This is a genomic window from Chromobacterium sp. INPA-IVC, from assembly GCF_059047085.1.
Genome location: NZ_JBTNLS010000005.1, coordinates 1 through 26560, shown reverse-complemented (window position 1 = coordinate 26560; position 26560 = coordinate 1). Strand labels below are relative to the sequence as shown.

Sequence of the window (26560 nt, the reverse complement as noted above, 5' to 3'; positions counted from 1 at the left end):
TGCCGATGTTGCGCTTAATCTGGAGCCTGCTCCTGCTCACGCTGTCGTGGACCACGCCCGCCGGCGCGCAAACCGATTTTCTGCCGCCGGAGCAAGCGTTCCGCCTTAGCGTGGCCGAGCTGGGCGACGGCCAGGTCAAGCTGAGCTGGGACATCAGCGACGGCTACTATCTGTACCGGAAAAACATCAAAGTGGAAGCCGTGCCGACCGGCGACGCGCCTTCGCTGGAGATGCCGACGGGCCAAATTATTTCCGACGAATTCTTCGGCGAATCGGAAGTGTACTTCAAGCGCCTGGAAGTGCTGGCGCAAGCCAAGAAAGCGCGCCAGCTGCGCACAGGCTGGCAAGGCTGCGCCAAGGCCGGCCTGTGCTATCCCCCGCAAAGCCGCGTGATCACGCTGCAAAACGATGCGCCGCCGGCCGGGGGCGAAGCGGATATCGCGCCGAATTTCACCGCCAGCGCGCAAGGCGAAGACCAGGCGTTGGCCGGCCGGCTGGCGCAAGCGGGCATCGCCTGGGCGCTGCTGGCCTTCTTCGGCCTGGGTCTGCTGATGACCTTCACCCCCTGCGTGCTGCCGATGGTGCCAATACTCAGCAGCCTGATCGTCGGCAGCGGCGCCAGCGCCAGGCGCGGCTTCGCGCTGGCGCTGGCCTTCGTGTTGCCAATGGCGCTGACCTACGCCGCGCTGGGCGCGGCCGCCGCCGCCATGGGGGCCAATCTGCAAGCCGCCTTGCAAACCCCATGGGCGCTGAGCCTGTTCGCCGCCCTGTTCGTCCTGTTGGCGCTGGCGATGTTCGGCGCCTACGAATTGCAGTTGCCCGCCTTCCTGCGCGACCGTCTCAATCAAGCCAGCCAGCACCAGCAAGGCGGCACCCTTGGCGGCGCGGCCGGCATGGGCGTGTTGTCGGCCTTGCTGGTGGGCCCGTGCATGACAGCGCCGCTGGCCGGCGCGCTGCTGTACATCAGCGAAAGCGGCGATGTGCTCAAGGGCAGCCTGGCGCTGCTGGCGATGGGCCTGGGCATGGGCGTTCCCCTGCTCGCAGTGGGCGCGCTGGGGCCCAAGCTGCTGCCGCGCCCTGGCTTGTGGATGAATCGGGTCAAGGGTGTTTTCGGCTTTGTATTGCTGGCGATGGCCATCTGGTTCCTGGCGCGGGTGCTGCCAGCCGCCGCCGCGCTGGCCCTGTCCGGCGCGTGGCTGTTCGCCGTGGCGGCGGGACTGTTCCGCATCAGCCATCCTTGGCAAGCCAGCGGCCGGCAATGGCTGCTGCGCGGCAGCGCCATCTTGCTGGGACTGTGGTCTGCCGCCATGCTGCTGGGCGCGGCCGCCGGCCAAGGCAATCCGCTGCAACCCCTGGCCTTCTCTCCGCCCGCCGGGGCAAGCACGTCGGCCCCTGCGATGGAAGCCTTCACCACGTTGCGCGATCCCGCCGCCTTGCAGCGGGAACTGGACGCCGCCCGCGCCCAGGGACAATGGACGCTGGTGGACTACTACGCCGACTGGTGCGTGGCGTGCAAGGAGATCGAGCATGAAGTGTTTGGCGACAGCCGCGTGCGACAAGCCTTGGCCGGCATGCGCCTGCTGCGCCCGGACGTCACCGCCGCCAACGACGACAGCAGCCGGATGATGTCCTCGCGCCAGGTGCTGGGACCGCCCACCCTGCTGCTGATCGGCCCCGACGGCAAGGAGCGCCGCGCGCAGCGCATCATCGGCAAATTGAGCGCCGATGAGTTCCTCGCGCGCCTGAGACGGGCCAAAGAACAAGGATGACCATGCTGAGCTTCCACTTAGGCCCGCTGGCCATCCCCTCTGCCGCCGCGCTGCTGGCCGCCCATTGCGCGGGCTGGCTGGCCGGTCGCCGCCAAGCCATCAGCGTGGCCGGCCACCTCAACGACATGCTGCTGTGGGGCGCGCTGGCCGCGCGGCTGGGCTTTATCGCCATCTGGTTCGAACCCTACCGGGCGCAGCCCTGGAGCATGCTGGACCTGCGCGACGGCGGCTTTGCGCTGTGGGCCGGCGCGCTGGGCGCCTTGGCCGTGGCGCTATGGCGCAGCTGGACGCAGCCCGCCCTGCGCCAGCCGCTCACGGCGGCGTTGCTGGCCGGCGCGCTGGTTTGGGCCTCCGCCCAGGCTTGGCTCGCGCGGGAGGAAGCGCCGCCGCTCTCCGATCAAACCCTGCTCAGCCTGTCCGGCGCGCCCGCGTCGCTGCCGGCCTTGGCTCAGGGCCATCCCGTGGTGGTGAACCTGTGGGCCAGCTGGTGCCCGCCATGCCGCCGCGAAATGCCGCTCCTGCAGGCTGCCCAGAAAAACGAGCCGGGCATCCGCTTTGTCTTCGCCAACCAGGGTGAAGACAAGGCTGCGGTAAGCCAGTACCTGCAAGCGGAAGGGCTGCGGCTGGAGCATGTGCTGCTGGACCCAGCCGGCGCGCTGGGCGCGGAATACGGCTCCGCCGCGCTGCCCACCACCCTGTTTTTCAACGCGCAAGGCCGCCTGGCCGCCACCCACTTGGGCGAACTCTCCGCCGCCACGCTGGCCAGCAAGCTGGCCGCGCTGCGCGACGCCCCCCATTCTGCAAAGGACACCCGATGACCGCCACATTCCGAAACTGGCTGCTGCCGCTATTGGTCTTACCGCTTAGCCTGCCCGCGCCGGCGGCCCCAGCCAAACCCCTCCCCGCGCCGCTGCGGGCGCTGGAGCAGCAAGGCTATGAAATCCTGAACCGCTTCGCCGCTCCCGGCGGCATGACCGGCTACGCCGCGCTCTATCTAGGCCGGCCGCAAACCATCTACCTCACCGCCGACGGCAAACAGGCCATTGTCGGCGCCATGCTGGACGGCAAAGGGCAGGCTTGGGATCAGGCTGGTTTGGACAAACAGTTCAGTCAAGCGCTATGGCAACAGCTGGAAGGCAGTTTCTGGATCGCCGATGGAAACAGCAAAGCGCCGCGCGTGCTCTACGCCTTCACCGACCCCAACTGCCCTTATTGCAACAAGTTCTGGAATGATGCCCGCCCCTGGGTCAACGCCGGAAAAGTGCAAATCCGCCATATCATGGTGGGCATCATCAAACCGGACAGCCCCGGCAAGGCGGCGGCCATTCTAGGCGACAGCGACCCGGCCGCCGCTTTCAACCGCCACGAGCGCCAACACGCCAGCGGCGGCATCAAACCATTGGCCGCTATTCCGCCGGCCATCCAGGCCAAGCTGGATAGCAACCACCGGCTGATGGAGCGCTTCGGCGCGTTCGCCACGCCGATGATTTTCTTCAAGGATGAAAAGGGAAACATGCAGAAGGTGCAGGGCGCGCCGCCTACCAGCAGCCTGCGGCAAATCCTGGGGCCCCGCTGACAAGCTGAAATACAACGGCGGCGCGCCGCACAACCGACGCGCCGCCGCGATGGCAGCCTCATGCCGTTTACCTGACAATCGGCACGCAAGCGAAAGCCGTTTTCAACGACACGCCGCAGACTATGGCGGCTAGAGCTTACCGCAGCAGCGCGAAATACAAGCCGCCGGCCGACAGCAACAGCGCCGCCAAGGCCAGCGCGCCGTGCGCAAAACGCAGGCTAGGCTTCTCACCGGCCATTTTCTTGTAGCCAGTGAGCATCGGCCCCACCAGATTCTGCTTCTTCACCACCCGGTAGACGACGATGGCGGCGATGTGCAGCGCCACCAGGCCCAACAAGCCGTTGAACAGCAGCTTGTGCGCGCCGGTGGCGGATTCCGCCAAGCCGCTGTCGATATGCTTGGCCAGCGGGCCGTCATACAGATAACTGTCCACATCGGCGGCGAACAAGCCGGTCAGCACCTGCGCGCACAGCGCCAGCAACATGGCCACCACCATCCAGCCGCCCAGCGGGTTGTGGCCCGGCGCTTCGCGCTCGGGCAGTTCGCCCTTCAGATAGCGCAGGATGGCTTTCGGACCGCGCACGAAGCTGGAAAAGCGCGCGGTCTGGCTGCCGATCACGCCCCAGATCAGACGGAACACCAGCAGCGACGCCAGCGCCACGCCGCAATAGATATGGTATTGCAGCCATTCGCCGCCCTGCTCGGCGCAGTACCACATGGCGCAGAACAATCCCACCAGCGTCCAGTGGAACAAACGAGTGGGGACATCCCATACCTTGACCTGCTGCGACATCGATTTTTTCCTTTCCTGATTTCCCGCCCGACATTTTGCCGCAATGCGGCATCCAGGCAAACCCGCCCATGCTACGGGTATGGCTATTCTACGCCCAAAGGCGCAATTCGCTCCATTTTCGGTTAAGATGGACGTTTTTCCCGGCGACGCGAAGCGGCGTCGGAACCGCATCCCCTGACGGCCCCGCAACGGGCCGTTGTTTTCTACCGTGTTGGAGACCCAGTCAAATGACGCAAACCGCCCTTCTTCAGGATCTGGAGGCCCGCGGCCTCATCGCGCAAACCACCGACATGGCCGCGCTGCAAGAACTGCTGAACAAGGAATCGGTTACGCTTTATTGCGGCTTCGACCCGACGGCGGACAGCCTGCACCTCGGCCATCTGGTGCCGGTTCTCATGCTCAAGCGCTTCCAGCAGGCCGGCCACCGGCCGGTGGCGCTGGTGGGCGGCGCCACCGGCATGATCGGCGACCCGAGCTTCAAGGCCACCGAACGCAAACTGAACACCCCGGACATCATCGAAGGCTGGGTGGAGAAGATCCGCAAACAGGTGGAACCCTTCCTGTCCTTCGAAGGCGGCAACGCCGCCATCATGGCCAACAACTACGACTGGTTCGGCCAGATGGGCGCGCTGGAGTTCCTGCGCGACATCGGCAAGCATTTCTCGGTCAACGCGATGATCAAGAAGGAAGCCGTGCAACAGCGCATCGCCCGCGAAGATCAGGGCATCTCTTTCACCGAGTTCTCCTACAGCCTGCTGCAGGGCTACGACTTCGCCGAACTATATCGCCGCCACGGCTGCAAGCTGCAGATCGGCGGCTCCGACCAGTGGGGCAACATCACCGCCGGCACCGACCTGACCCGCCGCATCCATCAGACCCAGGTGTACGGCCTGACGCTGCCCTTGATCACCAAGGCTGACGGCACCAAATTCGGCAAGACCGAAGGCAACGCGGTATGGCTGGACGCGAGCAAGACCTCGCCTTACGCCTTCTACCAGTTCTGGCTTTCCACCGCCGACGCCGACGTGTACAAGTTCCTGCGCTACTTCAGCTTCCTGTCGGTGGACGAAATCGCCGCCATCGAAGAGGCCGACAAGACCCGCGAGGGCAAGCCGGAAGGCCAACGCATCCTGGCCGAGCAAGTGACCGCGCTGGTGCACGGCAAAGCCGCGCTGGAAGCGGCGCAGCGCATCACCCACAGCCTGTTCAGCAACGACCTGTCCAGCCTGACCGCCGACGACTTCGCCCAGCTGGCGCAGGACGGCCTGCCGACCATCCGCCTGGACAAGAGCGCCAGCGGCCTGATCGACGCGCTGGCCGCCGGCGGCCTGGCCAAGTCCAAGAGCGAGGCGCGCACGTTCATCCAGAGCGGCGCGGTCAGCGTCAACGGCATCAAGGTGGACAGCCTGGAGCACGCGATCGGCGACGGCGAGCGTCTGTTCGGCCAATACTCGCTGCTCAAGCGCGGCAAGAAGCTGTACGCGCTGGTGGATTGGCAGTAAGCGCCTCGACGCCAACAAAAAAGCCCGCCGTGATGGCGGGCTTTTTTTATCGGATCACAGTCACGGCGCTTGGCGCCTGTTTGCGATCGTAAACGGGTTCTTTTCTTACACGCTGAACGCTTCGCCGGTGGCGAAGAAAGCGCCGCCGGCGATGTAATGCAGGCTGCGCTTGGCGTCATCGGCGAAATGCCAGCGGCCATCGCTATAGACTTCGTTGTCGGCCTGGGCCGCCACGACTTCGCCGATGAACAGATCGTACTGCTGCTGATTATGCGGCTCCTGCACCACCCTGCATTCCAGGTAGGCGATGCAGCCGCCCACCAACGGCGCGCCCACCTTCTGCGCCGGCAGAGGCGACAGCCCGCTGGACGCGAACTTGTCCTGCCCGTGGCCGCTCTCGCTGCCGACCTGCACCACCTGCGCCGCCTGGGCGCGGCACGGGATGTTGAGCACGAATTCGCCGCTGGCCTCGACCAGCTCGCGGGTATAGGTGGACTTGTCCACCACCACCAGCACCTTGGGCGCATCGAAATCCAGCGGCATCGCCCAGGCCGCCGCCATCACATTGCGCCTGCCGCCCGCCGCGCTGCTCACCAGCACCGTCGGCCCGTGGTTCAACAAACGATAGGATTTGGCCAGTTCCACATCCGCCAGCATGATCGTCTCCGTCGCGCAAAGACGACCATTCTAACAGCAAGCGTCAGCCGGCCGAGACGTCCAGATGGCACAGCTGCCGCTGCAGGCCGTGGTCGCGCGCCAGAATGGACTCGACCAGCTTGCTGCGCGCGGCGATGTGATGATCGGCGTGCCAATCCTTCAATAGCGCCATGCCCAGCTCAAAATAGGACTGCTCGATCCCGCACAGCCGCCTCAGGTCGAACGGCTGCCCCAATTGCAAGCCGGCCACCATTTGCAGCAACACCTCCACCTGTTCCGGCTCTTCGCTCTGATCCAGCAACTGGCGTATCTTCTTCGCCGCGTTCACGCTTGTTCCGAAATAAAAATGACATGGAAATGTAGCATGGAACGAATGCCGGCTTAACTGATATTTCGTGCTGCCCATATAACAAAAAAAGGCCCGGAATGTTCCGGGCCTGTTTGCCATTATCCTCAAGCACAAAGACAGAGGAGATGTCATCGTGATGACGATTGCGTTATAGATCAGATATTGTTGCGCCGCAAGATCGGACTAGATCAGAAAATATACATAGGTCCGGATCCCAAGGGATTACTGCCGCCGACAAAGCCGATGAACACGCTGCGCCCATAGAAGAACGGCAAGCCCCAGTCGAATTGGGTGGACAAGGAACCCGTGGCTGGCGCCGCAATCCCGGGTATGGCTGCATAACTATTGCTCGTCAGATACTGCGCGCTGATCACGCTGAAATTCACAGTGCTGCTGCTGGAGCCGCTGGACAGCACCGCGCTCAGATTCTGCTGCGAAGACGGGCAAAACCAAGTCGAACCATATACCGTACAAGTGCTTATGCTGCTATCCGGGAAGAACAGGATATTGGAGCCGCTGTCGATGAAACTGGAATAGCTGACGCCCTTGTAACTGGTGTTGATGGCAAAGCCGGAGTTGGCGGCTGGAAAAGCCTGCGCTCCGCTGGGAATCGCATTGTTCGACTGCGTGCCTATACCGAAAGTCAGCGAGCCCGTCGCGGTTGCCGCGCCGGTTGCAGCCACGCCGGGCAACTGCAGCAGCACGCCATTGTTATCGCCGCTGAACGCCGCCACCGGATTCGCCACCTGCTGCGAAACAGGCACCGCGCCGCCGACACAGCTGGACGCTCCAGAGCATAAGTAATACACGCTGTTGGACGTGCTGTTCGCACAACTGCCGCCGCAGTCCTGCAGAGCCTGGCTGACGCCAAGAATCCCATTCGCCTCAAGACCCGCAAGCGTGCCGTCATTGGTGCCCCGCGACGCGCAGCCGCTAGGAACCGTGGTATAAACCGGGTCCGATATCACCTGCATCGGCAACGAGCTCGCCACCTTGCCCGCCATCTTGACGTCGGCCAGTTTGACCGCGCCCCAGGTGATGCTCGTGACAAACTGCATGCACTCCACGACTTGGCGGCTATTCACCTGCTGGCTACCCAGTCCGGAAAGCAGCGAAGAGTTCAAAGCCGACCCCAGTATCCTCAGACCAGTGGAGCCGGTGTCGACGAGGACGTGATCTATGGTCTGGCAATTGCTGGTGCTGCCCGGCGCGCACACGGTGACCGAGACATAAGGAATGTTGAACGCCCCCTGCACGCCGCTTGGCCCCGAGTCCACCGTCATCGCCACGCTATTGGAGGCGGTGCTGCCGCTATTGTTGCCATTGGATAGATTGTCTCCTCCCCCGCCGCCACCGCCGCAGGCGCTCAACAACAGCATCAGGCATATCGATATCATTCTGCGCATCGTTTAGCCCTCACTTCAGCTGATCAACGGTCACGCCGGCCGGCAACAGCGCGCTGTCGCAAGCAAAGCCGGAAAATGCTCCCAGCCTGCCGCGGGACTGCACCACAAAGCCGCCAGCCTGCCCTTGCAGCGCATTCAGTCCCCGGCGATTGGCCTGCTGGGACTGGCGGAAAGCGGGAAAGTAATCGCCCAGCAACTGCTGCAGATCCGGCAGCGTCGGTCCGCTCCAGGCCACCGCGAAGACGGTGCCGTCGCCGGCGACATACTGGCGTATCACCCTTCCTTCTGCATCCTGATCCTGTACCACGCGATAGGGCGCGCCGATGGCCGCCGCCGTCAGCTGACGGCCAGCGACAGGAGCTGAGGATGATAAATCGATGCGCTGCCCGAGAGCGGCGAAGGCGAGTCCGGGCAGCAATAGCAGCAACCAGGCGGATGAAGATGGCTTGATCATTTAATTCCCCTTGCACGGCAATGAAGGATAGTCCGCGGCGCCATGCCGCGCGGACTACACTCTCAGCATACAAGAACGCGGCCCTGCCAGAGCCGCCGACCGGAGAATAAAAAAAGCGGGAGGCGCAAGCCTCCCGCATCCCCTCGTGCAGCTCTCCCTTATCGCTGGGACAGCCTCACATTCCAGACATTCCAGATCAATAGCTTAGCTCGTCATGACGGGTTTCCACCCAGCGGCCGGCCCCCAGCGACAGCATCAGCAAGGCCACGCGCTCGTGCACGATCACGGTATGGGTGTTGCCGGAAAACTGCATGTAGCGGCGCAGATCCTCCCTGACCTTGCGGGACCCGGTGACGTCGATGATGATGTCGACGCGCTCGCCCTGCTCGGCGATCTCGATGAAATTATCGGTCACCGGCACCCCGCGCTCCTTGGCCAGCAGAATGCCCGGCAACTGCAGATCCAGATCCGCCACGCCGACCAGATCGACGAACGACGCATCCAGCAACTGCTTCAGCAAAGGCGTGCCTGTCTCTCCCACTCCCACCATGCCTATCCTGAACTTTTGCATACGCGCTCCACGCTCCCGATTTATGACTGGCAAATAACAGCCGCCACTCTAGAACATCCCGCCCGTGCCGGAGTTGAGGCAGGTCAAACCACGGCGGCCAAACGAAATGGCCCGGCGTCGGCCGGGCCATCGGGGAATGCGGAGACGAAACGTCAGTGCAGATTCTGCTGCGACAGGAAACGGAGGTAGCCCAAGCCCTCCAGCCAGAATCCTCCATCGGCCAGCGGCGTGGCGTCGGTCAGGTCGGCCACGGTCAACACCAGCTCCTGGCCATCCAGCGTGGCTTCCAGCACCACGTCGTCGTCGTCGGAAAACTCTTCTGAAACCGTGTGGAAGTCCGGCTTGACGAACTGGTTGTTGACCTGAATGTAATCCGATTCATTCAGCAAACGCAGGATGTTCATGACGACCTCCTTATGATGCGGTGGAGAACTAAAGGTCAAGCAGACAGTTATTGTTCGCGGGCCCCGTCATCGGGAGCGGCACTGTCAAACCGCCATCGCATCAAGCCCCGCGCGCTCACGCGCCTTCTACAGCCAGCCACGCTCGGCGAACGACTCCGCGTGCCCGCCGGTTACGACAAAATGGTCAAGTAACCTGATATCGACCAGTTCCAGCGCCCGCTTGAGCGTGTCGGTCAGCACCCGGTCGGCGCTGGACGGCTCGCTGACGCCCGACGGGTGATTATGCGCGATAATCAGCGCCGCCGCATTGTGCCGCAGCGCCCGCCGCAACACCTCGCGCGGATACACCCGGGTCTCGGTCAAGGTCCCTTTGAATACTTCTTCGACTTCGATCAGCCGGTTTTGTGCCGACAGAAAAATCACAACAAATGTTTCGACCTCCCGCCTGCCTATGCTCAGCCTCAGATAATCCCTCACCTGCTGCGGACTCGACAGCGCGTCTCCCAGCTTCAGCTGCTCCGACAGCGCCCGCCGCGCCAGCTCGGTGCAGGCCATCAATTGCGCGTATTTCGCCTCCCCGAGGCCCTGCTTGGCCTTGAACGCCGGCAGCGGCGCGGCCAGCAGCGCCGAGAGGGAGCCGAAGTCCTGCAACAGCCGCCGCGCCAGCTCCACCGCATTGACGCCCTTGATGCCGGTGCGCAGGAAGATGGCCAGCAATTCGGAATCATTCAGCGTCGCGGCGCCCTGGGACAACAGCTTCTCCCGCGGACGCTCGGACTCGGGCCAACTGGCGATGGACATCTCGCGCTCTCCTTCTGGCTATAGCATTGTTTGTGGGGTCAGGCCAACAAGATAGAAGCAAGCAATGACATTAACATTGGCATGAACTGCCGACGACACGACCACCCGAAAGGACAAATCCGCTAGAATGGCCAGTTTACGGCTGATTTCGAAACCATAGAGATGACTGCCAAACGCATCCTCCTCGGCATCGGCGGCGGCATCGCCGCCTACAAGTCGGCCGAGCTGACCCGCCAGCTGATCAAGGCCGGGCACCAAGTGGAAGTGGTGATGACCGAATCGGCCACCCGCTTCGTCGCGCCCGCCACCTTCCAGGCGCTGTCCGGCCACACCGTCTACACCGATCTGTGGGATCCGCGCCCCAGCAACGCGATGGCCCATATCGAGCTGTCGCGCCGCGCCGATGTGTTCCTGATCGCGCCGGCCACCGCCAACCTGCTGTTCAAGCTGGCCCACGGCGCTTGCGACGACCTGGTCTCGACGCTGGCCGCGGCGCGGACCTGCCCGCTGATCGTCGCCCCGGCGATGAATCTGCAGATGTGGCAAAACCCGCCCAACCAGCGCAACATCGCCCAGCTGGAAGCGGACGGAGCGACCGTGTTCGGCCCCGGCAACGGCTTCCAGGCCTGCGGCGAGACCGGCGACGGCCGCATGCTGGAGCCGCATGAAATCGTCGAGCTGCTGCACGGCTTTTTCGCCGACAAGCTGCTCGCCGGCAAAAAAGTGCTGCTGACCGCCGGCCCCACTTACGAAGCGATAGACGCGGTGCGCGGCATCACCAACATCAGCTCCGGCAAGATGGGCTACGCGCTGGCGCGCGCCTGCCGCGACGCAGGTGCCGAAGTCACGCTGGTATCGGGCCCCACCGGCATGGAGACGCCGCTGAACGTGCGCCGGCTGGACGTGCAGAGCGCGGCCGAGATGCAACAGGCGGTGCTGACCGAGGTGGGCCGCAGCGATGTGTTCATTTCCGTGGCGGCGGTGGCTGACTACCGGGTGAAGAACCGCAGCGAGCACAAGATCAAGAAAGGTGCCGCCGCGCCGACGATCGAGCTGGAAGAAAACCCGGACATCCTGGCCACCGTCGCCAGCCTGCCCGCCGCGCCGTTCTGCGTCGGCTTCGCCGCCGAAAGCCAGAACCTGCTGGAGTTCGCCGAGGCCAAGCGCAGGCGCAAGAAGCTGCCCATGCTGGTGGCCAACCTCGCCCAGCAGGCGATGGGCGCCGACGACAACCAGGTGGTGCTGCTGGACAACGCCGGCGAGCACCCGCTGCCGCAGATGCCGAAGGACGACGTGGCCGCCGCCATCGTCCGCCACCTGGCCGCCCTGCTGGCCAAGCGCTGAAGAATCAACCATCGGGCGGCTTTCTAGCCGCCCCGCATCACAAGGAAACGCCATGCAACCCGTAATCGACGTCAAGATCCTGGACGCGCGCCTGCGCGACAACCTGCCCGCTTACGCCACCTCCGGCTCGGCCGGCCTGGATCTGCGCGCCGCCACCGAAGAGACGATGAGCATCCAGCCGGGCGAAACCAAGCTGATCCCGACCGGCATCGCCATCCACCTGAACGATCCGGGCCTGGCCGCCATGCTGCTGCCGCGTTCCGGCCTCGGCCACAAGCACGGCATCGTGCTGGGCAACCTGGTCGGCCTGATCGATTCCGACTATCAGGGCCAGATGTTCGTCTCGGTCTGGAACCGCGGCCAGGAACCGTTCCGCCTGGAGCCGATGGAGCGCATCGCCCAGATGGTGATCGTGCCGGTGGTGCAGGTGGGCTTCAATATCGTCGACGACTTCGACGCCTCCGACCGCGGCGCCGGCGGCTTCGGCAGCACTGGTCGCGGCTAGGACTGTTTTCTTCGGCGGCTTGCCTATAATTCTGGGAACTTGCGGCGCGGACGCGCCGCATCGCGGCCATTCCAGGAGTTCCCGCCATGCCGACGCCTCCCGCGGAGCAGGATGAAAGCAAGCTGCTGCTCGACAATCTGGTCGAGCTGACCTCGCAGCGCGAGCAGGAAATGCTGGAGTCCAGCCTGCTGTCCACTCTGGTGGAGCTGATGCATGTCGACAGAGTGGAGCTGTTCGCCTGCCGCCGGGTCAACGGCTCGCCCTATCTCTGCCGGCGGCTGGAAGCGCTGGCCGCGTCCGGCAAGCCGGAGGTCCGCGAAACCCCGGCCGACGGCTGGCTGCCCCCTTCCCCGTTCCTGCGCGAGCTGTTCAGCCACGCCCATCACGACAACACGGCGCTGCTGCGCATTCCCAGCGGCCTGTGCCTGCCCTTGCACTGCATGGGCAACATCACCTCGCTGGTGGTCATCCACTGTGGTCCGGACGCCGACGTCAACCGGGACATGCTGCTGGCGATGGCGCGGATACACGAGAACTTCCTGCGGCTGCTGTTCGAGGCCGACCGCGACATGCTGACCGCGCTGCACAACCGCCGCAAGTTCGATCTGCGCTTCTATAACCTGATCGCCTCCTTGCAGCATGAAGCGGAATCCGCGGCCACCCATATGCTGGCCTTGCTGGACATCGACCATTTCAAACAGGTGAACGACCGCTTCGGCCACATGGTCGGGGACGAGGTGCTGCTGCTGATGGCTCAGCTGATGCAGGCAAGCTTCCGCGAAGAAGACGGACTGTTCCGCTATGGCGGCGAAGAATTCGCGCTGCTGCTGGAATGCGGGGACGCGGAGCCGGCCGAAGTCGCGCTGGAGCGCTTCCGCGCCTCGGTCCGACGGCACGTTTTCCCCCAAGCGGGCTGCATCACCATCAGCATCGGCTACACCCGCATTACCCCCGGATTATTGCCGGACCAGCTGCTGGAACAAGCCGACCGCGCGCTTTACTACGCCAAAAGCCACGGCCGCGACCAGGTCTGCGGCTTTGAGAAGCTGGTGGCCGGCGGCAAGCTGGAATCCCCGCTCATCGCCGACCAGATAGACTACTTCTGAAAGCCCGCCCAATGCCTGCCGCGCGTCGGCGACACGGCTTTGCAAACAGCCTCGGAATCTCACGCGCCGTATCCGCGCTGCGCCTCTTCAGCTGTTTTCGCCTTGCCACGCCCTCGCTCACCGGACTTTGAACAGGCCCAGAGCCCTTCCGCCTGCCCGCAGGCGGAGAGGCCCATCGATTATGGCAGTTGAACGATGCGGCTCAGCGCCGGCACCGGCAAGTTGGCGTGCTTGGCCAGATAGCTTTGCAGCACGTCCACATCCACCCCGCCGCCGACGCGGTTGCCGCTCTCGGTCAGCACAGTGAAGCCATCGCCGCCGCCGGCGATGAAATTGTTCACCTGCACCGTGTAGCTGGCTGCGGGATCGATCTTCACGCCGTTGATCGTGATGCTGTTGATGTCCACCTTGTTGCCGGCCGGGGCCGACTGGCTCCAGCTGTAGCTGAAGCCGGACGACACCTGCAGGATCTTGGGCTGGGACGGGTTGCTCCATTGCTGCTCCAGCAGGCGGTCTATCTGCGCGCCGGTGAGCGTCATCGTCATCATGGTGTTGCCGAAGGGCTGCACGGTATAGATCTGCTTGTAGCTGATGCTGCCATCAGCGGCCGGCGCCAGGTCGGCGCGGATGCCGCCCGGGTTCATGAAGGCCGCCACTGCGCCCTGCGCCTTGCCCGCATCCAGCTGTGAATCCGCGAGCACGTCGCCCAGCGTCGATTCGCCCGCCGCGCTGGCGGTGCGGGTCAAGGCGCCCGCCAGCGTGCCCACCGGCTTATTGGCAATGGGCGCGGCCTTGGTCAGATAGAACTGGACCAGGCTGCTGATATTGGCCAGCGGCGCGATGTCCTGCGTCACCGGACGATTGACCGCCTGGATCGACCCTGGCACGAAAGTCCGCGTCGACGGGCTCAGCTTGAAATTGATCTCGGTGAACAGCTGGCCGTAGTTCTTGGCGCTGGTGACCGTGCGGCCGTCGATCTGGCAGTTGTAAGCCTGGTGGGTGTGGCCGGTGACAACCAGCCCCACCGCCTTGTCCAGTTTCTTGACGATGTCGACGATGGGGCCGGAAATGCCCTTGCACTCGTTGTAGTTGCCGCTCTGGTAGCCGCCCTCGTGCACAACCACCACCACCGCGGACACGCCCTGCGCCTTCAGCTTGGGCACCAGCGCGTTGACGGTGTCGGCCTCGTCCTTGAAGCTCAGGCCCTGGATACCGGTGGGCGACACGATGTCAGGCGTGCCCTTCAGCGTCATGCCGATGAAGGCGACCGGAATATTGCCGTACTTCTTGATCTCGTAAGCCGGGAACAAAGTGCTGCCGTCCTGTTTCTGCACATTGGCCGCCAGGAACTTGAACTTGGCGCCGGCGAAGCTGCCGCCGTTCTGGCAGGTGGTATCTCCGCCTCCCGCCTTGCAACCGCCGTTCTGCATCCGCAGCAGCTCATCCTGGCCGTCGTCGAATTCGTGGTTGCCCACCGCGTTGATGTCCAGGCCCAGCAAATTCATCGCCTCTATCGTCGGCTCGTCGTGGAACAGGCCGGACACCAGCGGGCTGGCGCCGATCAGATCGCCGGCCGACACCACCACGGTGTTGGGCGACTGCGCGCGCAGCTGCTTGACCCAGGCGGCCAGATAGTCGACGCCGCCGGCCGTCACCTTGACGGTCTTGCTCGCATCGTTCGGATCAGGAATGGCCAACGTGCCCGGCGCTTCCAGGTTGCCGTGGAAATCGTTGAAGGCGATCATCTTGACCGCCACCTGGCCGGCGGCGGCTTCGTCGCCGGTCTGGGTGCGCGTCGCGCTCACGGACGAGGAATCGGACATGCAGCCGCCCAGCGCCAGCGCGGCGCCCAGGGTCATGCCCAGCGGAATCAGTTTCATCACTTGCTCCTTGTGTATTGTTCTTTCGAAGCCTGCCGCTGCCACGGCATGACGTCGAGATCGGCAAAGATACACAATTTCAGTGACATCTGAGCTACTAAAATCTACAAAACCGATGTAAATCCGATATTCCGGCAATATCAACAAAAACGCCGCGAGGAGTCCTCGCGGCGTTTTTCATTCCGCCCTTGCGACCGGAATTTTCAGGCCATCGGCATCAGGCCAGCAGATGGTTGTTCAGCTCGCGCATGCCGGCGGACAGCATCGCCAGGTCCAGCGCGCTGAACGACTGCAGCTCGGCGAACATCTGGCCGCAGATTTCCACCGCGCCCTGGCGATTGACCAGCCACTGACCGGCGAAGTCCGCTGCCGACACGCCTTCCAGCGCCTGGCGGGCCAGATTGCGGTGCACGCTGTACAGATCGTCGCGCAGCGCCGAACGGGCCAGCGACTGCCAACGGTTGTCGCGCGGCAAACCGGTGATGGCGTCGCGCAGCCAATCCAGCTGCAGCGCGCTGCCGAGCTGGAAGTAGTTGGCGGCCACCTGCTCCAGCTTGAGCTTGCTGCCCTCGCTGATCTCGATGATGTCCATCAGCGGCACCGCGAACTCCAGGCGCGCCAGCACCTGGGTCAGCGGCTGCGGCAGATTCGCGTGGGCGATGCGCTGCTCCAGCGCGGCCACCGCCGGGTAGTCGGCGGCCGGAATCAGCTTGGGCAGCTGCGCCAGCAGGCTCTGCACCTTGGACGCGTACTGCTCGATCACCGCGTTGACGGAGCCGAACGGACGCTTGTTGCGCAGCACCCAGCGGGTCACGCGCTCCACCAGCGTGCGCACCAGCACCATCAGCTGCATCTGCTGGTCGGCCGGCACCTTGTTGTCCAGCGCCTCGATCTGGCCCCACAGGCTTTCCGCGTCGAACACGCGGCTGGCGATCCACCAGGCGCGGGCGATGTCGGCCGCGGAGAACGGCGACTCCTCCTGCATGCGGAACACGAAGGTGGTGCCCATGCGGTTGATTATCTGGTTGGCCAGCTGGTTGGCGATGATCTCGCGGCGCAGCTGATGCTGTTCCATCTGCTTGCCGAAGCGCTGCTGCAGCGGTTTCGGGAAGTAGTTGACCAGTATCGGCAGGAAGTCCTTGTCGTCCGGCACGTCGGTGGCCAGGATGGCCTGGTCCAGCGAAATCTTGCTGTAGGCCAGCAGCACCGCGATCTCCGGCACGGTCAGGCCCTGGCGGGCGAGGCGGCGCTCGTTGATCTGGGTTTCGGACGGCAGGTACTCGATCTCGCGGTTCAGTTCGCCGGTCTTTTCCATGTGCGCGATCATGCGCGCATGGGTGGACAGCATCGACGCGGCTTCCAGACGCTTGATCGCCAGCACCTGGGTCTGCAGCACGTTGTTGCGCAGCACCAGATGGCCCACTTCGTCGGTCATCTCGGCCAGCAGCTCGTTGCGCTGCTTCAGCGTCATGTCGCCGGCCTGCATCACCGCGCCCAGCAGGATCTTGATGTTGACCTCGTGGTCGGAGCAGTCCACGCCGGCGGAGTTGTCGATGGCGTCGGTGGCGATGCGGCCGCCGGCCAGCGCGAACTCGACGCGGCCCAGCTGGGTGCACGTCAGGTTGCCGCCTTCGGCCACCACGCGGGCTTGCAGCTGATTGCCGTTGACGCGCACCGGATCGCAGGCGCGGTCGCGGGCGTCGGCGTGGCTCTGCGTCGACGCCTTGACGTAGGTGCCGATGCCGCCGTTGTACAGCAGGTCGATCTTGGCCTTGAGGATCTCATGGATCAGCTCGTTCGGCGCCATGCTGTCCTTGCTGGTTTCCAGCCACGCCTTCACTTCCGGCGACAGCGGGATGGACTTGGCGCTGCGCTCGAAAATGCCGCCGCCCTTGGAGATCAGCTCGCGGTTGTAGTCGGTCCAGCTGGAGCGCGGCAGATTGAACAGGCGCGCGCGCTCGGCGAAGCTCTTCTTCGCGTTCGGCGTCGGGTCGAGGAAGATGTGCAGGTGGTTGAACGCCGCCTTCAGGCAGATGTGCTCGGACAGCAGCATGCCGTTGCCGAACACGTCGCCGGCCATGTCGCCGATGCCGATCACGCTGAAATCCTGCTCCTGGGTGTTGACGCCCAGGTGGCGGAAGTGGCGCTTCACCGATTCCCAGGCGCCGCGGGCGGTGATGCCCATGCCCTTGTGGTCGTAGCCGGCGGAGCCGCCGGAGGCGAAGGCGTCGCCCAGCCAGAAGCCGTAGGCTTCGGAAATGCCGTTGGCGATGTCGGAGAAGGTCGCGGTGCCCTTGTCGGCGGCCACCACCAGGTACGGATCATCCGGATCCAGGCGGCGAACATCGGTCGGCGGAATGATCTGGCCGGTCACCAGGTTGTCGGTGACGTCCAGCAAGGCGGAGATGAAGATCTTGTAGCAGGCGATGCCCTCGGCCAGGAAGGCCTCGCGCTCGGACGGCGCCGGCAGCTGCTTGCCGACGAAGCCGCCCTTGGAGCCCATCGGCACGATCACCGAGTTCTTCACCATCTGCGCCTTCACCAGACCCAGCACTTCCGTGCGGAAGTCTTCCATCCGGTCGGACCAGCGCAGGCCGCCGCGGGCCACCTTGGAACCGCGCAGGTGCACGCCTTCGACGCGCGGGCTGTAAACCCAGATTTCGAACATCGGGCGCGGCTGCGGCAGGAACGGAACCTGGTTGGATTCCAGCTTGAACGAGATGTAGGACTTGAAGTGCCCGTCTTCCGCCTTCTGCCAGAAGTTGGTGCGGCGGGTGGCCAGAATCACGGCCAGGAAACCGTTCAGGATGCGGTCTTCGTCCAGATTGGCCACGCCGTCCAGCATGCCGCGCACGGCGGCCAGCAGCAGCTCGGCCTTGTCATCGTCGAAGCCTGCCGGGTCCAGGCGGGCGTAGAACAGCTCAACCAGGCTGCGGGTGATGGCCGGGTAGTTGGCCACGCACTGCTCGATGTACGCTTGGCTGAAGGTCAGGCCGCCCTGGCGCAGATACTTGGCCAGCGCGCGCACCAGCGAGATTTCGCGCCAATCGAGGGCGGCGACCAGCGCCAGACGGTTGAAGCCGTCGTTCTCGCAACGCTTGGCGAAAACCTGCGACAACAGTTCCTGGAAGTCCTGCTGCACCTGGTCCTGCGCCATCTGCTCGCCGAAACCGCCGACGTCGAGGCCGAAGTCGCTGATCCACACCTGGCTGTCGTCGCTGCGCTTCACGCAGTACGGGTGCTCGTCGCGCACCTTGACACCCATGTTCTCGAGGATGGGCAGGCTGGCGGACAGGCCCAGCGGCTCGCCTTCGCGGAACAGCTTGAGATTGAACGACGCGCCGCCGCGGTGGAACGGACGGTACAGCTTCATCGCCAGCGGCTGCTCGGGGCAGATCGCCTCCAGGTGCTGCACGTCCAGCACCGCGTTGCGCACCGCGAACTCTTCGCGGTAAGCCAGCGGGAAGCCATCCTTGTAGCGGTTGAACAGGCCGTTGCCGCGCTCTTCGCCGTGGGCTTCCACCAGTTGCTGGTGCAGCTCTTCGCTCCAGCCGCGCACCAGGCGGGCGATTTCAGCCTCGATGTCGGACGCGTGGAATTCCGGCAGCTTGGGCGCGTTGGTGCGGATGATGTAATGGACGCGGGCCAGAGTGCCGTCGCCGATCTGCACGCTGAACTCGGCGCTGGCACCGTTGAAGGCGTTCATCAGCACCTTTTCGATCTTCAGCCGCACTTCGGTGCTGAAGCTGTCGCGCGGCACATAGACCAGGCTGCTGACATAGCGGTGGTAGCGGTCGGCGCGGACGAACAGCCGCACGCGCGGACGTTCCTGCAGGCTGACGATGCCTTCGACGATCGGCGCCAGCACTTCGGCCGGAATCTCGAACAGTTCGTCGCGCGGATAGCTTTCCAGCACGAAGCCCAGGGTCTTGGACTTGTAGCTGTCATCGACGAAGTCGCAGTTCTTGACGACGGTGGACACCTTCTGGCGCAGGATGGGCACATCCTTCGGCGACATCTGGTAGGCGCTGGCGGTATACAAGCCCAGGAAGCGGCGCTCGCCGATCACCTGGCCCTTGTCGTTGAAACGCTTGATGCCGACGAAGTCGACATAGGCCGGACGATGGATGATGGAGCGGGTCTGCGATTTGTTCAGGATGATCAATTGCGGCAGGTGGGCCAGTTCGCGCAGCTCCTGCGGCAGTTGTTCGAAGCTGGCGGAGTATTCTTTGTCGCCCTGCTCTTTCAGGATGCCGAGCCCGGATTCCTTGACGATCTTCAGGCTGTCCTTGCCATCGCGCTTGACCAGGTCGTAATCGCAATAGCCCATGAACAGGAAGTTGCGGCCGGCCATCCAGTCCAGGAAGGCCACCGCCTCCTTGGCTTCGGCGGCGCGGTCGCCCTTCAGCTTGGCCAGGTCCTTGCCGATGCCGGCCAGCACTTCGCGCATTTTCGGCTCGTCGCTGACCACCAGGCGGATATCGGCCAGCACGCGCTTGAGTTCGGCTTCAAGCTTGGCCAGCAGCTCGGCGTCGCTGATGCGGTCGATCTGGACGTGGATGAACGACTCCAGCGGCAGGCTGCGGTCCTCGGTGCGCTTCACCTCGGCCAGCACGCCGCTCTTGTCGCGGGCAACCGCCAACACCGGGTGGACCAGCAGATGCAGATTGAGGTTGTAGCGCGACAGCAGCATGGAGATCGAATCGATCAGGAACGGCATGTCGTCGTTCACCACTTCGATCACCGTGTGGGTGCTTTGCCAGCCGTCGCGTTCGAAATCGGGGTTGTAGATGCGGCACTTGACCTGTCCGGCAGAGCGCTTGCCGGCGAACTCGTAGTGCGCCATCCCTGCGCCGAACAGATCGAGCGAGGAGAACTGCCTGAGGTCGGCGTGTTCGGTCTCTTCGAAATAGATCGGGAAGAAGGCGGCGAGTCGTTGGGTCTCCTTGGAAGAAAGCTTGCTCTCGGCCACTGCCTGAATATCAGCGATCAGGCTGGCCAGTTCGGTCTTGTTGGTAAGCGACATTTAGCTTCTCTTGTTGTGAGCAGGGAGGTTGTCGGGGCATTGTAGATAGCGCCACCCCGGCCGGATTTCCTTAATGCGACATGCACTTACACAAAAAGCGCCATGCCTATCCCAGAGGCAACAACGCAGGCGCATAAGCCGCCCGAAAATCCAGCCGACACCTTACAGCAAAGCGACGGACAATTACACAAATCTCGTAACAGCACGCATTGTAGATCATCAAACAATTATCGCGTAACTTGTTGATTTTTATGATATTTCCATTTGTTCGCAAAAGTAAGGTAGAATGTGCGCACTTGCTTGTGGGGATTGACCAAATCAGCCGCTTATTGTTGGCTATCGCAAAAACCGTTGGTCAATTCAGAACACAAAACGGCCCGGATCGGAACATTAACGTCGCCTCCGGTGCGGGGTTTACAAGCCGGCCGCCTGCGCATCGCGCCAGCGGCCAACGAGAGAGAAGTAGAAGCAACATCATGAAAAAAGCCCTGATCGCAAGCGCCGGCCTCGCCCTGCTCGCCTCCCTGTCCGCCCAGGCGGAAACCCTGCGCATCGGCGTGGATCTCAACTACCCGCCGTTCTCCAAGCAAGGCGCCGACGGCAAGCCGCAAGGCTTCGACATCGACATCGCCAATTCGCTGTGCGCGGCGATGAAAGTCACCTGCCAGATCGTGCCGCAGGACTGGGACGGCCTGATCCCGGCGCTGAACGCCAACAAGTTCGACGCCATCATCTCCTCGATGCAGATCACGCCGGAACGCCAGAAGGCGGTGGACTTCTCCCACAAGTACTACAACATCGCCAGCCGCATGGTGGCCAAGGACGGCACCAAGGTGGACGCCGCCAGCCTGAAGGGCAAGAAGATCGGCGTGCTGCGCGCCTCCACCCAGGAGAAGTTCGCCAAGGACAACTGGGGCAAGAACGGCGCCGCCATCGTGTCCTACGCCAAGTCGCCTGAATCCTTCCTGGACCTGAAGTCCGGCCGCGTGGACGCCGTGTTCGTCGACAGCGCCGTCGGCGAGCAGGAATTCCTGAAGACCGCCCAGGCCAAGGGCTACTCCTTCGTCGGCCCCAATTACTCCGACGTCAAATACTTCGGCCCGGGCTGCGGCATCGCCGTCAAGAAGGGCAACAAGGCGCTGGTCGAACGCCTGAACAAGGCCATCGACCAGATCCGCAAGGACGGCGCCTACAAGAAAGTCCAGGACAAGTACTTCAGCTTCGACATCTACGGCGGCTGAGCCCTGAACTGAACCACCCGATACGACGCCGGCGCGCCTCCCGCGCGCCGGCGTCGGCAATCCCCTTTTCCGAGATTGCTTCATGCTTCAAGGCTACCTTCCCAGCATCCTCGAAGGCGGCGTGCTGACTCTGAAACTGGCCGGCACCTCGCTGGTCGTGTCCGTCGCGCTCGGCCTGGTCGGCGCGCTGTTCAAGTCCAGCCACTCCCGCCCGCTGACTCTGCTGGCCGAATTCTACTCCACCGTGGTGCGCGGCATTCCCGACCTGGTATGGATGTTCCTGCTGTTCTTCGGCGCCCAGATGGCGCTCAACGACATCTGCGGCTATTTCGGCTGGCAGAGCCCGGACATCAACCCCTTCGCCGCCGGCGTGGCCACGCTGGGCTTCATCTTCGGCGCCTACATGACGGAAACCTTCCGCGGCGCGATGATGGCGGTGCACAAGGGCCAGATGGAAGCCGGCCTCGCCTACGGCATGTCTCCGTTGCGGGTGTTCTTCCGCATCCAGCTGCCGCAGATGGTGCGCTACGCGCTGCCCAGCTTCTCCAACAACTGGCTGGTGCTGGTGAAGTCCACCGCGCTGGTGTCGGTGATCGGCCTCAATGACGTGATGTACCGCGCCGACGCCGCCAAATCCGCCACCCAGCAGCCGTTCGATGTCTATGTCGTCGTCGGCGCGCTGTTCCTCGCCGTGACCGGCGTATCCAACCTGCTGCTCCACTGGCTGGAAAAACGCTATTCGATGGGCGCCAAGGAGAGCGGACTGTGATCGATCCCCAACTGATTATCGAGCGGCTGCCCGAGTTCTTCGGCGCCCATGACGGCGGCCCGATGCTGTCCAGTACCGACGGCCTGATCCTGACGCTGGAGCTGCTGGGCCTGTCCCTGCTGCTGGGCCTGGCCATGGCCGTCCCGCTGGCGGTGGCCCGCGTCTCCAAGAACCGCGCGCTGGCGGGCGCGGTCTGGCTGTTCGGCTACGTGTTCCGCGGCACGCCGCTGCTGGTGCAGCTGTTCATCATCTACTACGGCCTCGCCCAGTTCGACTGGGTGCGCGACAGCTGGGCCTGGCGATATCTGCAGGACGCCTACGTCTGCGCGATCCTGGCCTTCACGCTGAATACCGCCGCCTACACCACCGAGATCATCGCCGGCCAGATCCGCGCCACCCACTGGGGCGAGATCGAGGCAGCCCGCTCGATGGGCATGAGCCACTGGCTGATGCTGCGCCGCATCGTGCTGCCGTCGGCGCTGCGCCGCGCGCTGCCGGCCTATAGCAACGAAGTGATCATGATGCTGCAGAGCACCGCGATCGCCGGCCTGGTGACGCTGGCCGACCTGACCGGCGTCGCCCGTCGCATCTACAGCGAAAGCTATATGCCGTTCGAGCCCTTCCTCACCGCCGCGCTGATCTACCTGGCCCTCACCTTCGGCCTGGTCTGGCTGATGAAGCGGGCCGAACGCCGCTATCTGGCCTTCCTCGCGCCCCGCAAGCAATGAGGCCGCGCGGGCCGGCAACAATTTGTGCCGGCCCGCCGAAATAAATCGTACAATGCAGGGCGAGATAACGCCGCCATGCCAGGCTTGCCTGCCATGGCGGCATTTTTGCCAACTGACACAGACAATCACACCATGGGTCACCCGCCCCAAACCGGCAAAGCCCTGCGCTTTGGCTTCCTGCTCCTACCCCACGCCTCGATGGCCGACTTCGCCAGCGCCTCCGAGGTGCTGACGCACGCCAATCTGCTGGCGGAAAAACGCTTGTACGAAACGCTGCTGCTGTCGCTGGACGGCGCGCCGGTGCAGCTGTCCAACGACATCAAGCTGGCGGTGGACCTGCCGCTGTCCTATGCGCCCAAGCTGGACTACCTGCTGATCCTGGCCGACGAGATCGTCAGCGATTTCGCGCTGGAAGACCTGAGCAAGGCCCTTGGGGGCGGCAACGCCGACAAGATGACCCTGGCCGGCCTAGGCTGCGGCAGCTACTGGCTGGCGCGCGCCGGCCTGCTGGCGGGACAGCGCGCGACGATACACTGGCGCGAAATCGCGCGGCTGACCGAGGAATTCCCGGACGTGATCGTCACGTCCAATCTGTACGAGAGCGAAGGCCGCTGCCTGAGCTGCGCCGGGGGCGCCGCCACCTTCGACTTCATGCTGGATCTGGTGGGAAAGCAGCAAGGCCACGAATTCATCGCCCAGCTGTCCGAGCTGTTCAGCATGGAACGGATCCGTCCCGGCAACGAGCGCCAGCGAATCCCGCTGGCCACCCGCATCGGCGGCAGCCAGCCCAAGCTGACCGAGGCGGTCAGCCTGATGGAGGCGAACATCGAGGAGCCGCTGTCCACCGACGACATCGCCTATTACGTCGGCGTGTCCCGGCGCCAGCTGGAACGGCTGTTCAAGCAATACCTGGGCACCGTGCCGTCGAAATACTATCTGGAGCTGCGCTTGAGCCGCGCCAGGCAACTGCTGCAGCAGACCAGCAAATCCATCGTCCAGATCGGCCTGGCCTGCGGCTTCTCCAGCGGACCTCATTTCTCCAGCACCTACCGCAACCACTTCAACATCACGCCGCGCGAAGAGCGCGCCCAGCGCGCCCTCCCCGGCGCGCTGACGCGCGCATCCTGAGCTAGCTCAGCTGCCGCTCCGCCTGCAGGGCCAGCGGCAGCTCGATCCGGAAGCAGGCGCCGCTGGCCGGTATGTTTTCGGCCGAGATCAGCCCGCCGTACTGCTCGACGATGGTCTGGCAGATCGACAAGCCCAAGCCCATGCCGTGCGGCTTGGTGGAAAAGAACGGGTGGAACAGCACTTCCAGCAAGTCAGGCGTAATGCCCCGCCCCGTATCCCTGACCTCCAGGATTCCCTTCCGCCCCTCGCGCCGGGTATGGATGATCACATGCCGCTTCATCGGCGGCTCATCCTTCAAGGCGTCCATCGCGTTGGACAGCAGGTTCAACACCACCTGCTCCAGCTGGATGCTGTCCGCCATCACCGGGATGGAGTAACCGGACAGCAGCTGCACCACTTCGATGCCTCGCTCGCGCAGATCGTACTCCGCCAGGAACATGCAATTGCCCACCACCTGGTTGATGTCGATCAGCCGCGTCTCGATCGCCCGCTTGCTGACCAGCGCGCGCAGCCGCTTGATGATCTCGCCGGCCCGGCCCGCCTGCGCCACCGCCAGCTTCAGCGCCGAATGCACCTGCGGCGGCGCGTCGTCGACGCCCTCCAGCATCTGCATCGCCGCCTGGCAATAATTGGAAATCGCGGTCAGCGGCTGATTGAGCTCGTGGGCGATGCCCGAAGCCATCTCCCCCATCGTATGCAGCCGCGCCACGTGCGACAGCTTCTCCAGATGCTCCTTGACCCGAGTCTCGCTGGCCTCCAGCGCCTCGGCCGTGCGTTGGCGCAGCGGCCCCATGTCGCGCAGCGCGCACACCACGCCGATCAGCACGCCGTCGCGGGACAGCAGCGGCGCGACCCCGCCCTCGACGAAGTGCACCTTGCCGCGCGCGGTGGTCAACTGCATCCGCTCCTGCAGCTCCACCGGCTGGCCGGTGCGGAAGCATTCGGCTATCGGATCCTCGGCGAACTCCGAGGCCAGCTCCCCCAGCAGGCGGAACACCTCATGGCAAGGCTGGCCCAGCACCTCGTCGGCCGGCATCTCCACCAGTCGCAAGGCGATGGGATTCGCCATTTCGATGCTGCGATCCTGGCGCAGGATCACCACCCCGTCATGAATCGCGTTCAAGGTCACGGATGCTCGCTCGCTCTGCAGAAACAGCTCCTCGTCCGCTAGGCTGCGCTGGCGGCGCAAAGCCATGCGCTGGGAGTAGATCAGGCCAGCGGCGGCCAGCAGCAGCGTCAGCAACAGCTCTCTCAGCAACAACGGCAGCAGCGCCAGATCGCTGACGCGGACATCCTGGGCAACGCCCAGCACGAACGGCTGCGCCTCGCTGTTCAGCGGCAGCTTCGCCTCAAGCCTAGTGACGACCGGCCACCAATCATGCTCGGCGACGCGATGAACCCGCTCATACAGCAGTTCATGCCCCCCCTCCTTGGCCAGCAGAGCCAAATCCAGGCTATTGGGCAGGCTGGCATCGACCGGCAATTGCAGCAATCGATCGCAGAACACCACCAGCACCGCCATGCCGGCCAGCCGCCTCCTGCCCGGCGATTCGGAATCCCGGAACAAGGGCTGCATCAGCAAATAGGCCCGCCCACTGCCGTCATATAGCTCGAAGGGACGGGAAGACACCTTCTGCCCGCCGGAGATCGCCCGCCGCAGCTCGGGAGCGAAATAGGCATCGCCAAGCATGTCGTAGCCATAGACGGGGCTGGCGGCCGGCAAGTCCGGTTCGATCATCGACACGACGAGAGATTGGGCTCGCGCGGGAGCTGGCTGCCAGCTGCGCCGGCCCTCCACGTCGAAATCGCGGATATAGAAAGTCTCGCCGAAACGCTGCTCCATCTCGCGAAGAAAGGCCGTCCGATTATCGGCGGCGACATTGCGGAGAAACTGGATGGCGTACAACTGCTGATAGCGGGGAAGCATCTCGCGGGAAAAGGCGCCGACCGCCGACGCGTCGAAAGGCTCGCGCGACAACAGAAGCGCATCGATCGCCGTCAGCACCGATTCGTTCTGGTCCAGCCGTCTGGCCACGCCGGCGTACGCCTGATGCGCGGCCAGCTCGAAGCCATCCTGCAAGCGGCGATATTCGCTCACTCCCCACTGCGCCGTCACAAACAGCGTGCAGGCAAGCCAGACCGCGCCGAACAGCAGCCATCCGCCGCCCTTGAATTTGCTCAAGACTTCCGCCTTAGGGGTTCATTCGACATTTTGAATAATATGTGCTGCATAAAATATCTGCCGCGCATTTTTGCAAAAATGCAGATCTCCCGCAACGACATAAGCTGGACAATCTGTCCAAGAATTCACACTACGCCGACATACCCCATAAACGCCAAAGCCCCGCCGGGGTCCGGTCGGGGCTGGGGAGTCGCGCGCGGGGCGCGCAAAGCAAAAACCCCAGCTCGTCTGAGCTGGGGTTCTGCATATGGGGCGTCTGGCGGTGTCCTACTTTCACATGGCGAATGCCACACTATCATCGGCGCTAAGGCGTTTCACGGTCCTGTTCGGGATGGGAAGGCGTGGGACCACCTCGCTAAGGCCACCAGA

22 protein-coding genes and 1 rRNA gene are annotated in these 26560 nt (G+C 63.9%); 11 read left to right on the top strand and 12 right to left on the bottom strand.

All coding sequences use genetic code 11. The features are described 5' to 3' along the window. Positions 1–5: 5 nt before the first annotated feature. Genes dsbD through dsbG form a run of 3 tightly spaced genes read left to right on the top strand, consistent with a single transcriptional unit; the run spans position 6 to position 3345 of the window. Positions 6–1769 carry a protein-disulfide reductase DsbD gene (gene dsbD / locus ACX17K_RS09790; RefSeq protein ID WP_493774639.1) on the top strand — a complete coding sequence of 588 codons (1764 nt, stop codon included), beginning with the start codon at positions 6–8 and terminating at the stop codon, positions 1767–1769. Beyond that, on the top strand, positions 1766–2587 hold the full coding sequence (locus ACX17K_RS09785) for a TlpA family protein disulfide reductase (RefSeq protein WP_493774638.1): 822 nt from the start codon (positions 1766–1768) through the stop codon (positions 2585–2587). Before dsbD ends, ACX17K_RS09785 begins: the two co-directional genes overlap by 4 nt. Next, positions 2584–3345 (top strand): thiol:disulfide interchange protein DsbG, encoded by a 762-nt coding sequence (gene dsbG / locus ACX17K_RS09780; RefSeq protein WP_493774637.1) that lies wholly within the window; start codon positions 2584–2586, stop codon positions 3343–3345. Before ACX17K_RS09785 ends, dsbG begins: the two co-directional genes overlap by 4 nt. A 136-nt stretch (positions 3346–3481) precedes the next feature. On the opposite strand, the gene ACX17K_RS09775 is transcribed toward dsbG, so the two are convergent. Further along, entirely contained in the window at positions 3482–4138 is a 657-nt protein-coding gene (locus tag ACX17K_RS09775) for a cytochrome b/b6 domain-containing protein (protein WP_493774636.1), read from the bottom strand. 227 nt (positions 4139–4365) lie between these two features. Between ACX17K_RS09775 and tyrS the strand changes: the two genes are divergently transcribed. Further along, entirely contained in the window at positions 4366–5640 is a 1275-nt protein-coding gene (tyrS, locus tag ACX17K_RS09770) for a tyrosine--tRNA ligase (RefSeq protein WP_493774635.1), read from the top strand. 105 nt (positions 5641–5745) lie between these two features. Here the strand turns inward: tyrS and ACX17K_RS09765 are convergent, their stop codons facing one another. The 7 genes from ACX17K_RS09765 to radC all read right to left on the bottom strand — a co-directional run bounded on the left by ACX17K_RS09765 (position 5746) and on the right by radC (position 10282). Next, positions 5746–6297: a flavin reductase family protein gene (locus ACX17K_RS09765; protein WP_493774634.1), complete on the bottom strand. Its 552-nt coding sequence runs from the start codon at positions 6295–6297 to the stop codon at positions 5746–5748. 43 nt (positions 6298–6340) lie between these two features. Continuing rightward, entirely contained in the window at positions 6341–6625 is a 285-nt protein-coding gene (locus ACX17K_RS09760) for a hypothetical protein (RefSeq protein ID WP_221665282.1), read from the bottom strand. A gap of 209 nt (positions 6626–6834) precedes the next feature. Further along, complete coding sequence (locus ACX17K_RS09755) at positions 6835–8025, bottom strand: DUF3443 domain-containing protein (RefSeq protein WP_493774633.1); 1191 nt, start codon at positions 8023–8025, stop codon at positions 6835–6837. Between the two features lie 37 nt (positions 8026–8062). Further along, the gene (locus ACX17K_RS09750) at positions 8063–8506 is read right to left on the bottom strand and encodes a DUF2844 domain-containing protein (protein WP_493774632.1); all 444 of its coding nucleotides are present in this window, start codon (positions 8504–8506) and stop codon (positions 8063–8065) included. A gap of 196 nt (positions 8507–8702) precedes the next feature. Next, a complete protein-coding gene (locus ACX17K_RS09745) occupies positions 8703–9077 on the bottom strand; it encodes a Gfo/Idh/MocA family oxidoreductase (protein WP_031295776.1) in 375 nt (124 codons plus the stop codon). Positions 9078–9229: 152 nt separating this feature from the next. Further along, positions 9230–9481 (bottom strand): hypothetical protein, encoded by a 252-nt coding sequence (locus ACX17K_RS09740; protein WP_021475733.1) that lies wholly within the window; start codon positions 9479–9481, stop codon positions 9230–9232. A gap of 126 nt (positions 9482–9607) precedes the next feature. Next, positions 9608–10282: a RadC family protein gene (radC, locus tag ACX17K_RS09735; protein WP_231161466.1), complete on the bottom strand. Its 675-nt coding sequence runs from the start codon at positions 10280–10282 to the stop codon at positions 9608–9610. A 162-nt stretch (positions 10283–10444) separates the two neighbouring features. Between radC and coaBC the strand changes: the two genes are divergently transcribed. The 3 genes from coaBC to ACX17K_RS09720 all read left to right on the top strand — a co-directional run bounded on the left by coaBC (position 10445) and on the right by ACX17K_RS09720 (position 13237). After that, entirely contained in the window at positions 10445–11626 is a 1182-nt protein-coding gene (gene coaBC / locus ACX17K_RS09730; protein WP_493774631.1) for a bifunctional phosphopantothenoylcysteine decarboxylase/phosphopantothenate--cysteine ligase CoaBC, read from the top strand. Positions 11627–11678: 52 nt separating this feature from the next. After that, positions 11679–12131 (top strand): dUTP diphosphatase, encoded by a 453-nt coding sequence (gene dut / locus ACX17K_RS09725; protein ID WP_493774630.1) that lies wholly within the window; start codon positions 11679–11681, stop codon positions 12129–12131. Between the two features lie 86 nt (positions 12132–12217). Beyond that, entirely contained in the window at positions 12218–13237 is a 1020-nt protein-coding gene (locus ACX17K_RS09720; RefSeq protein WP_231154947.1) for a GGDEF domain-containing protein, read from the top strand. 179 nt (positions 13238–13416) lie between these two features. On the opposite strand, the gene ACX17K_RS09715 is transcribed toward ACX17K_RS09720, so the two are convergent. Next, positions 13417–15117, bottom strand: a complete 1701-nt coding sequence (locus ACX17K_RS09715) for a bifunctional metallophosphatase/5'-nucleotidase (protein WP_493774629.1) — start codon at positions 15115–15117, stop codon at positions 13417–13419. Between the two features lie 217 nt (positions 15118–15334). Continuing rightward, entirely contained in the window at positions 15335–20143 is a 4809-nt protein-coding gene (locus ACX17K_RS09710; protein WP_493774628.1) for an NAD-glutamate dehydrogenase, read from the bottom strand. Between the two features lie 476 nt (positions 20144–20619). Here ACX17K_RS09710 and ACX17K_RS09705 point away from each other — a divergent pair, with 476 nt between their 5' ends. From ACX17K_RS09705 to ACX17K_RS09690, 4 genes are all read left to right on the top strand, one after another. Next, the gene (locus ACX17K_RS09705; RefSeq protein WP_493774627.1) at positions 20620–21384 is read left to right on the top strand and encodes an ABC transporter substrate-binding protein; all 765 of its coding nucleotides are present in this window, start codon (positions 20620–20622) and stop codon (positions 21382–21384) included. A gap of 82 nt (positions 21385–21466) precedes the next feature. Beyond that, a complete protein-coding gene (locus ACX17K_RS09700) occupies positions 21467–22153 on the top strand; it encodes an ABC transporter permease (protein WP_021475741.1) in 687 nt (228 codons plus the stop codon). Next, positions 22150–22881 carry an ABC transporter permease gene (locus tag ACX17K_RS09695; RefSeq protein ID WP_493774626.1) on the top strand — a complete coding sequence of 244 codons (732 nt, stop codon included), beginning with the start codon at positions 22150–22152 and terminating at the stop codon, positions 22879–22881. The genes ACX17K_RS09700 and ACX17K_RS09695 overlap by 4 nt, the downstream gene beginning before the upstream one ends. 132 nt (positions 22882–23013) lie before the next feature. Continuing rightward, positions 23014–24009, top strand: a complete 996-nt coding sequence (locus ACX17K_RS09690; protein WP_021475743.1) for a GlxA family transcriptional regulator — start codon at positions 23014–23016, stop codon at positions 24007–24009. Between the two features lies 1 nt (position 24010). Here the strand turns inward: ACX17K_RS09690 and ACX17K_RS09685 are convergent, their stop codons facing one another. Both ACX17K_RS09685 and rrf read right to left on the bottom strand, forming a co-directional pair. Beyond that, on the bottom strand, positions 24011–26191 hold the full coding sequence (locus ACX17K_RS09685) for an ATP-binding protein (protein WP_493774625.1): 2181 nt from the start codon (positions 26189–26191) through the stop codon (positions 24011–24013). A gap of 254 nt (positions 26192–26445) precedes the next feature. Beyond that, positions 26446–26560: ribosomal RNA gene (gene rrf / locus ACX17K_RS09680) — 5S ribosomal RNA — on the bottom strand.

Excerpts from the sequence above, each read along its gene's own strand:
- ACX17K_RS09690 (WP_021475743.1), top strand. The coding sequence starts at position 23,014 with ATGGGTCACCCGCCCCAAACCGGCAAAGCCCTGCGCTTTGGCTTCCTG.
- ACX17K_RS09740 (WP_021475733.1), bottom strand. The coding sequence starts at position 9,481 with ATGAACATCCTGCGTTTGCTGAATGAATCGGATTACATTCAGGTCAAC.
- dut (WP_493774630.1), top strand. The coding sequence starts at position 11,679 with ATGCAACCCGTAATCGACGTCAAGATCCTGGACGCGCGCCTGCGCGAC.
- ACX17K_RS09775 (WP_493774636.1), bottom strand. The coding sequence starts at position 4,138 with ATGTCGCAGCAGGTCAAGGTATGGGATGTCCCCACTCGTTTGTTCCAC.
- ACX17K_RS09720 (WP_231154947.1), top strand. The coding sequence starts at position 12,218 with ATGCCGACGCCTCCCGCGGAGCAGGATGAAAGCAAGCTGCTGCTCGAC.
- dsbG (WP_493774637.1), top strand. The coding sequence starts at position 2,584 with ATGACCGCCACATTCCGAAACTGGCTGCTGCCGCTATTGGTCTTACCG.
- ACX17K_RS09715 (WP_493774629.1), bottom strand. The coding sequence starts at position 15,117 with ATGAAACTGATTCCGCTGGGCATGACCCTGGGCGCCGCGCTGGCGCTG.
- ACX17K_RS09755 (WP_493774633.1), bottom strand. The coding sequence starts at position 8,025 with ATGCTGTTGTTGAGCGCCTGCGGCGGTGGCGGCGGGGGAGGAGACAAT.
- tyrS (WP_493774635.1), top strand. The coding sequence starts at position 4,366 with ATGACGCAAACCGCCCTTCTTCAGGATCTGGAGGCCCGCGGCCTCATC.
- ACX17K_RS09765 (WP_493774634.1), bottom strand. The coding sequence starts at position 6,297 with ATGCTGGCGGATGTGGAACTGGCCAAATCCTATCGTTTGTTGAACCAC.
- coaBC (WP_493774631.1), top strand. The coding sequence starts at position 10,445 with ATGACTGCCAAACGCATCCTCCTCGGCATCGGCGGCGGCATCGCCGCC.
- ACX17K_RS09785 (WP_493774638.1), top strand. The coding sequence starts at position 1,766 with ATGACCATGCTGAGCTTCCACTTAGGCCCGCTGGCCATCCCCTCTGCC.
- ACX17K_RS09750 (WP_493774632.1), bottom strand. The coding sequence starts at position 8,506 with ATGATCAAGCCATCTTCATCCGCCTGGTTGCTGCTATTGCTGCCCGGA.
- ACX17K_RS09705 (WP_493774627.1), top strand. The coding sequence starts at position 20,620 with ATGAAAAAAGCCCTGATCGCAAGCGCCGGCCTCGCCCTGCTCGCCTCC.
- ACX17K_RS09745 (WP_031295776.1), bottom strand. The coding sequence starts at position 9,077 with ATGCAAAAGTTCAGGATAGGCATGGTGGGAGTGGGAGAGACAGGCACG.
- dsbD (WP_493774639.1), top strand. The coding sequence starts at position 6 with ATGTTGCGCTTAATCTGGAGCCTGCTCCTGCTCACGCTGTCGTGGACC.
- radC (WP_231161466.1), bottom strand. The coding sequence starts at position 10,282 with ATGTCCATCGCCAGTTGGCCCGAGTCCGAGCGTCCGCGGGAGAAGCTG.
- ACX17K_RS09700 (WP_021475741.1), top strand. The coding sequence starts at position 21,467 with ATGCTTCAAGGCTACCTTCCCAGCATCCTCGAAGGCGGCGTGCTGACT.
- ACX17K_RS09710 (WP_493774628.1), bottom strand. The coding sequence starts at position 20,143 with ATGTCGCTTACCAACAAGACCGAACTGGCCAGCCTGATCGCTGATATT.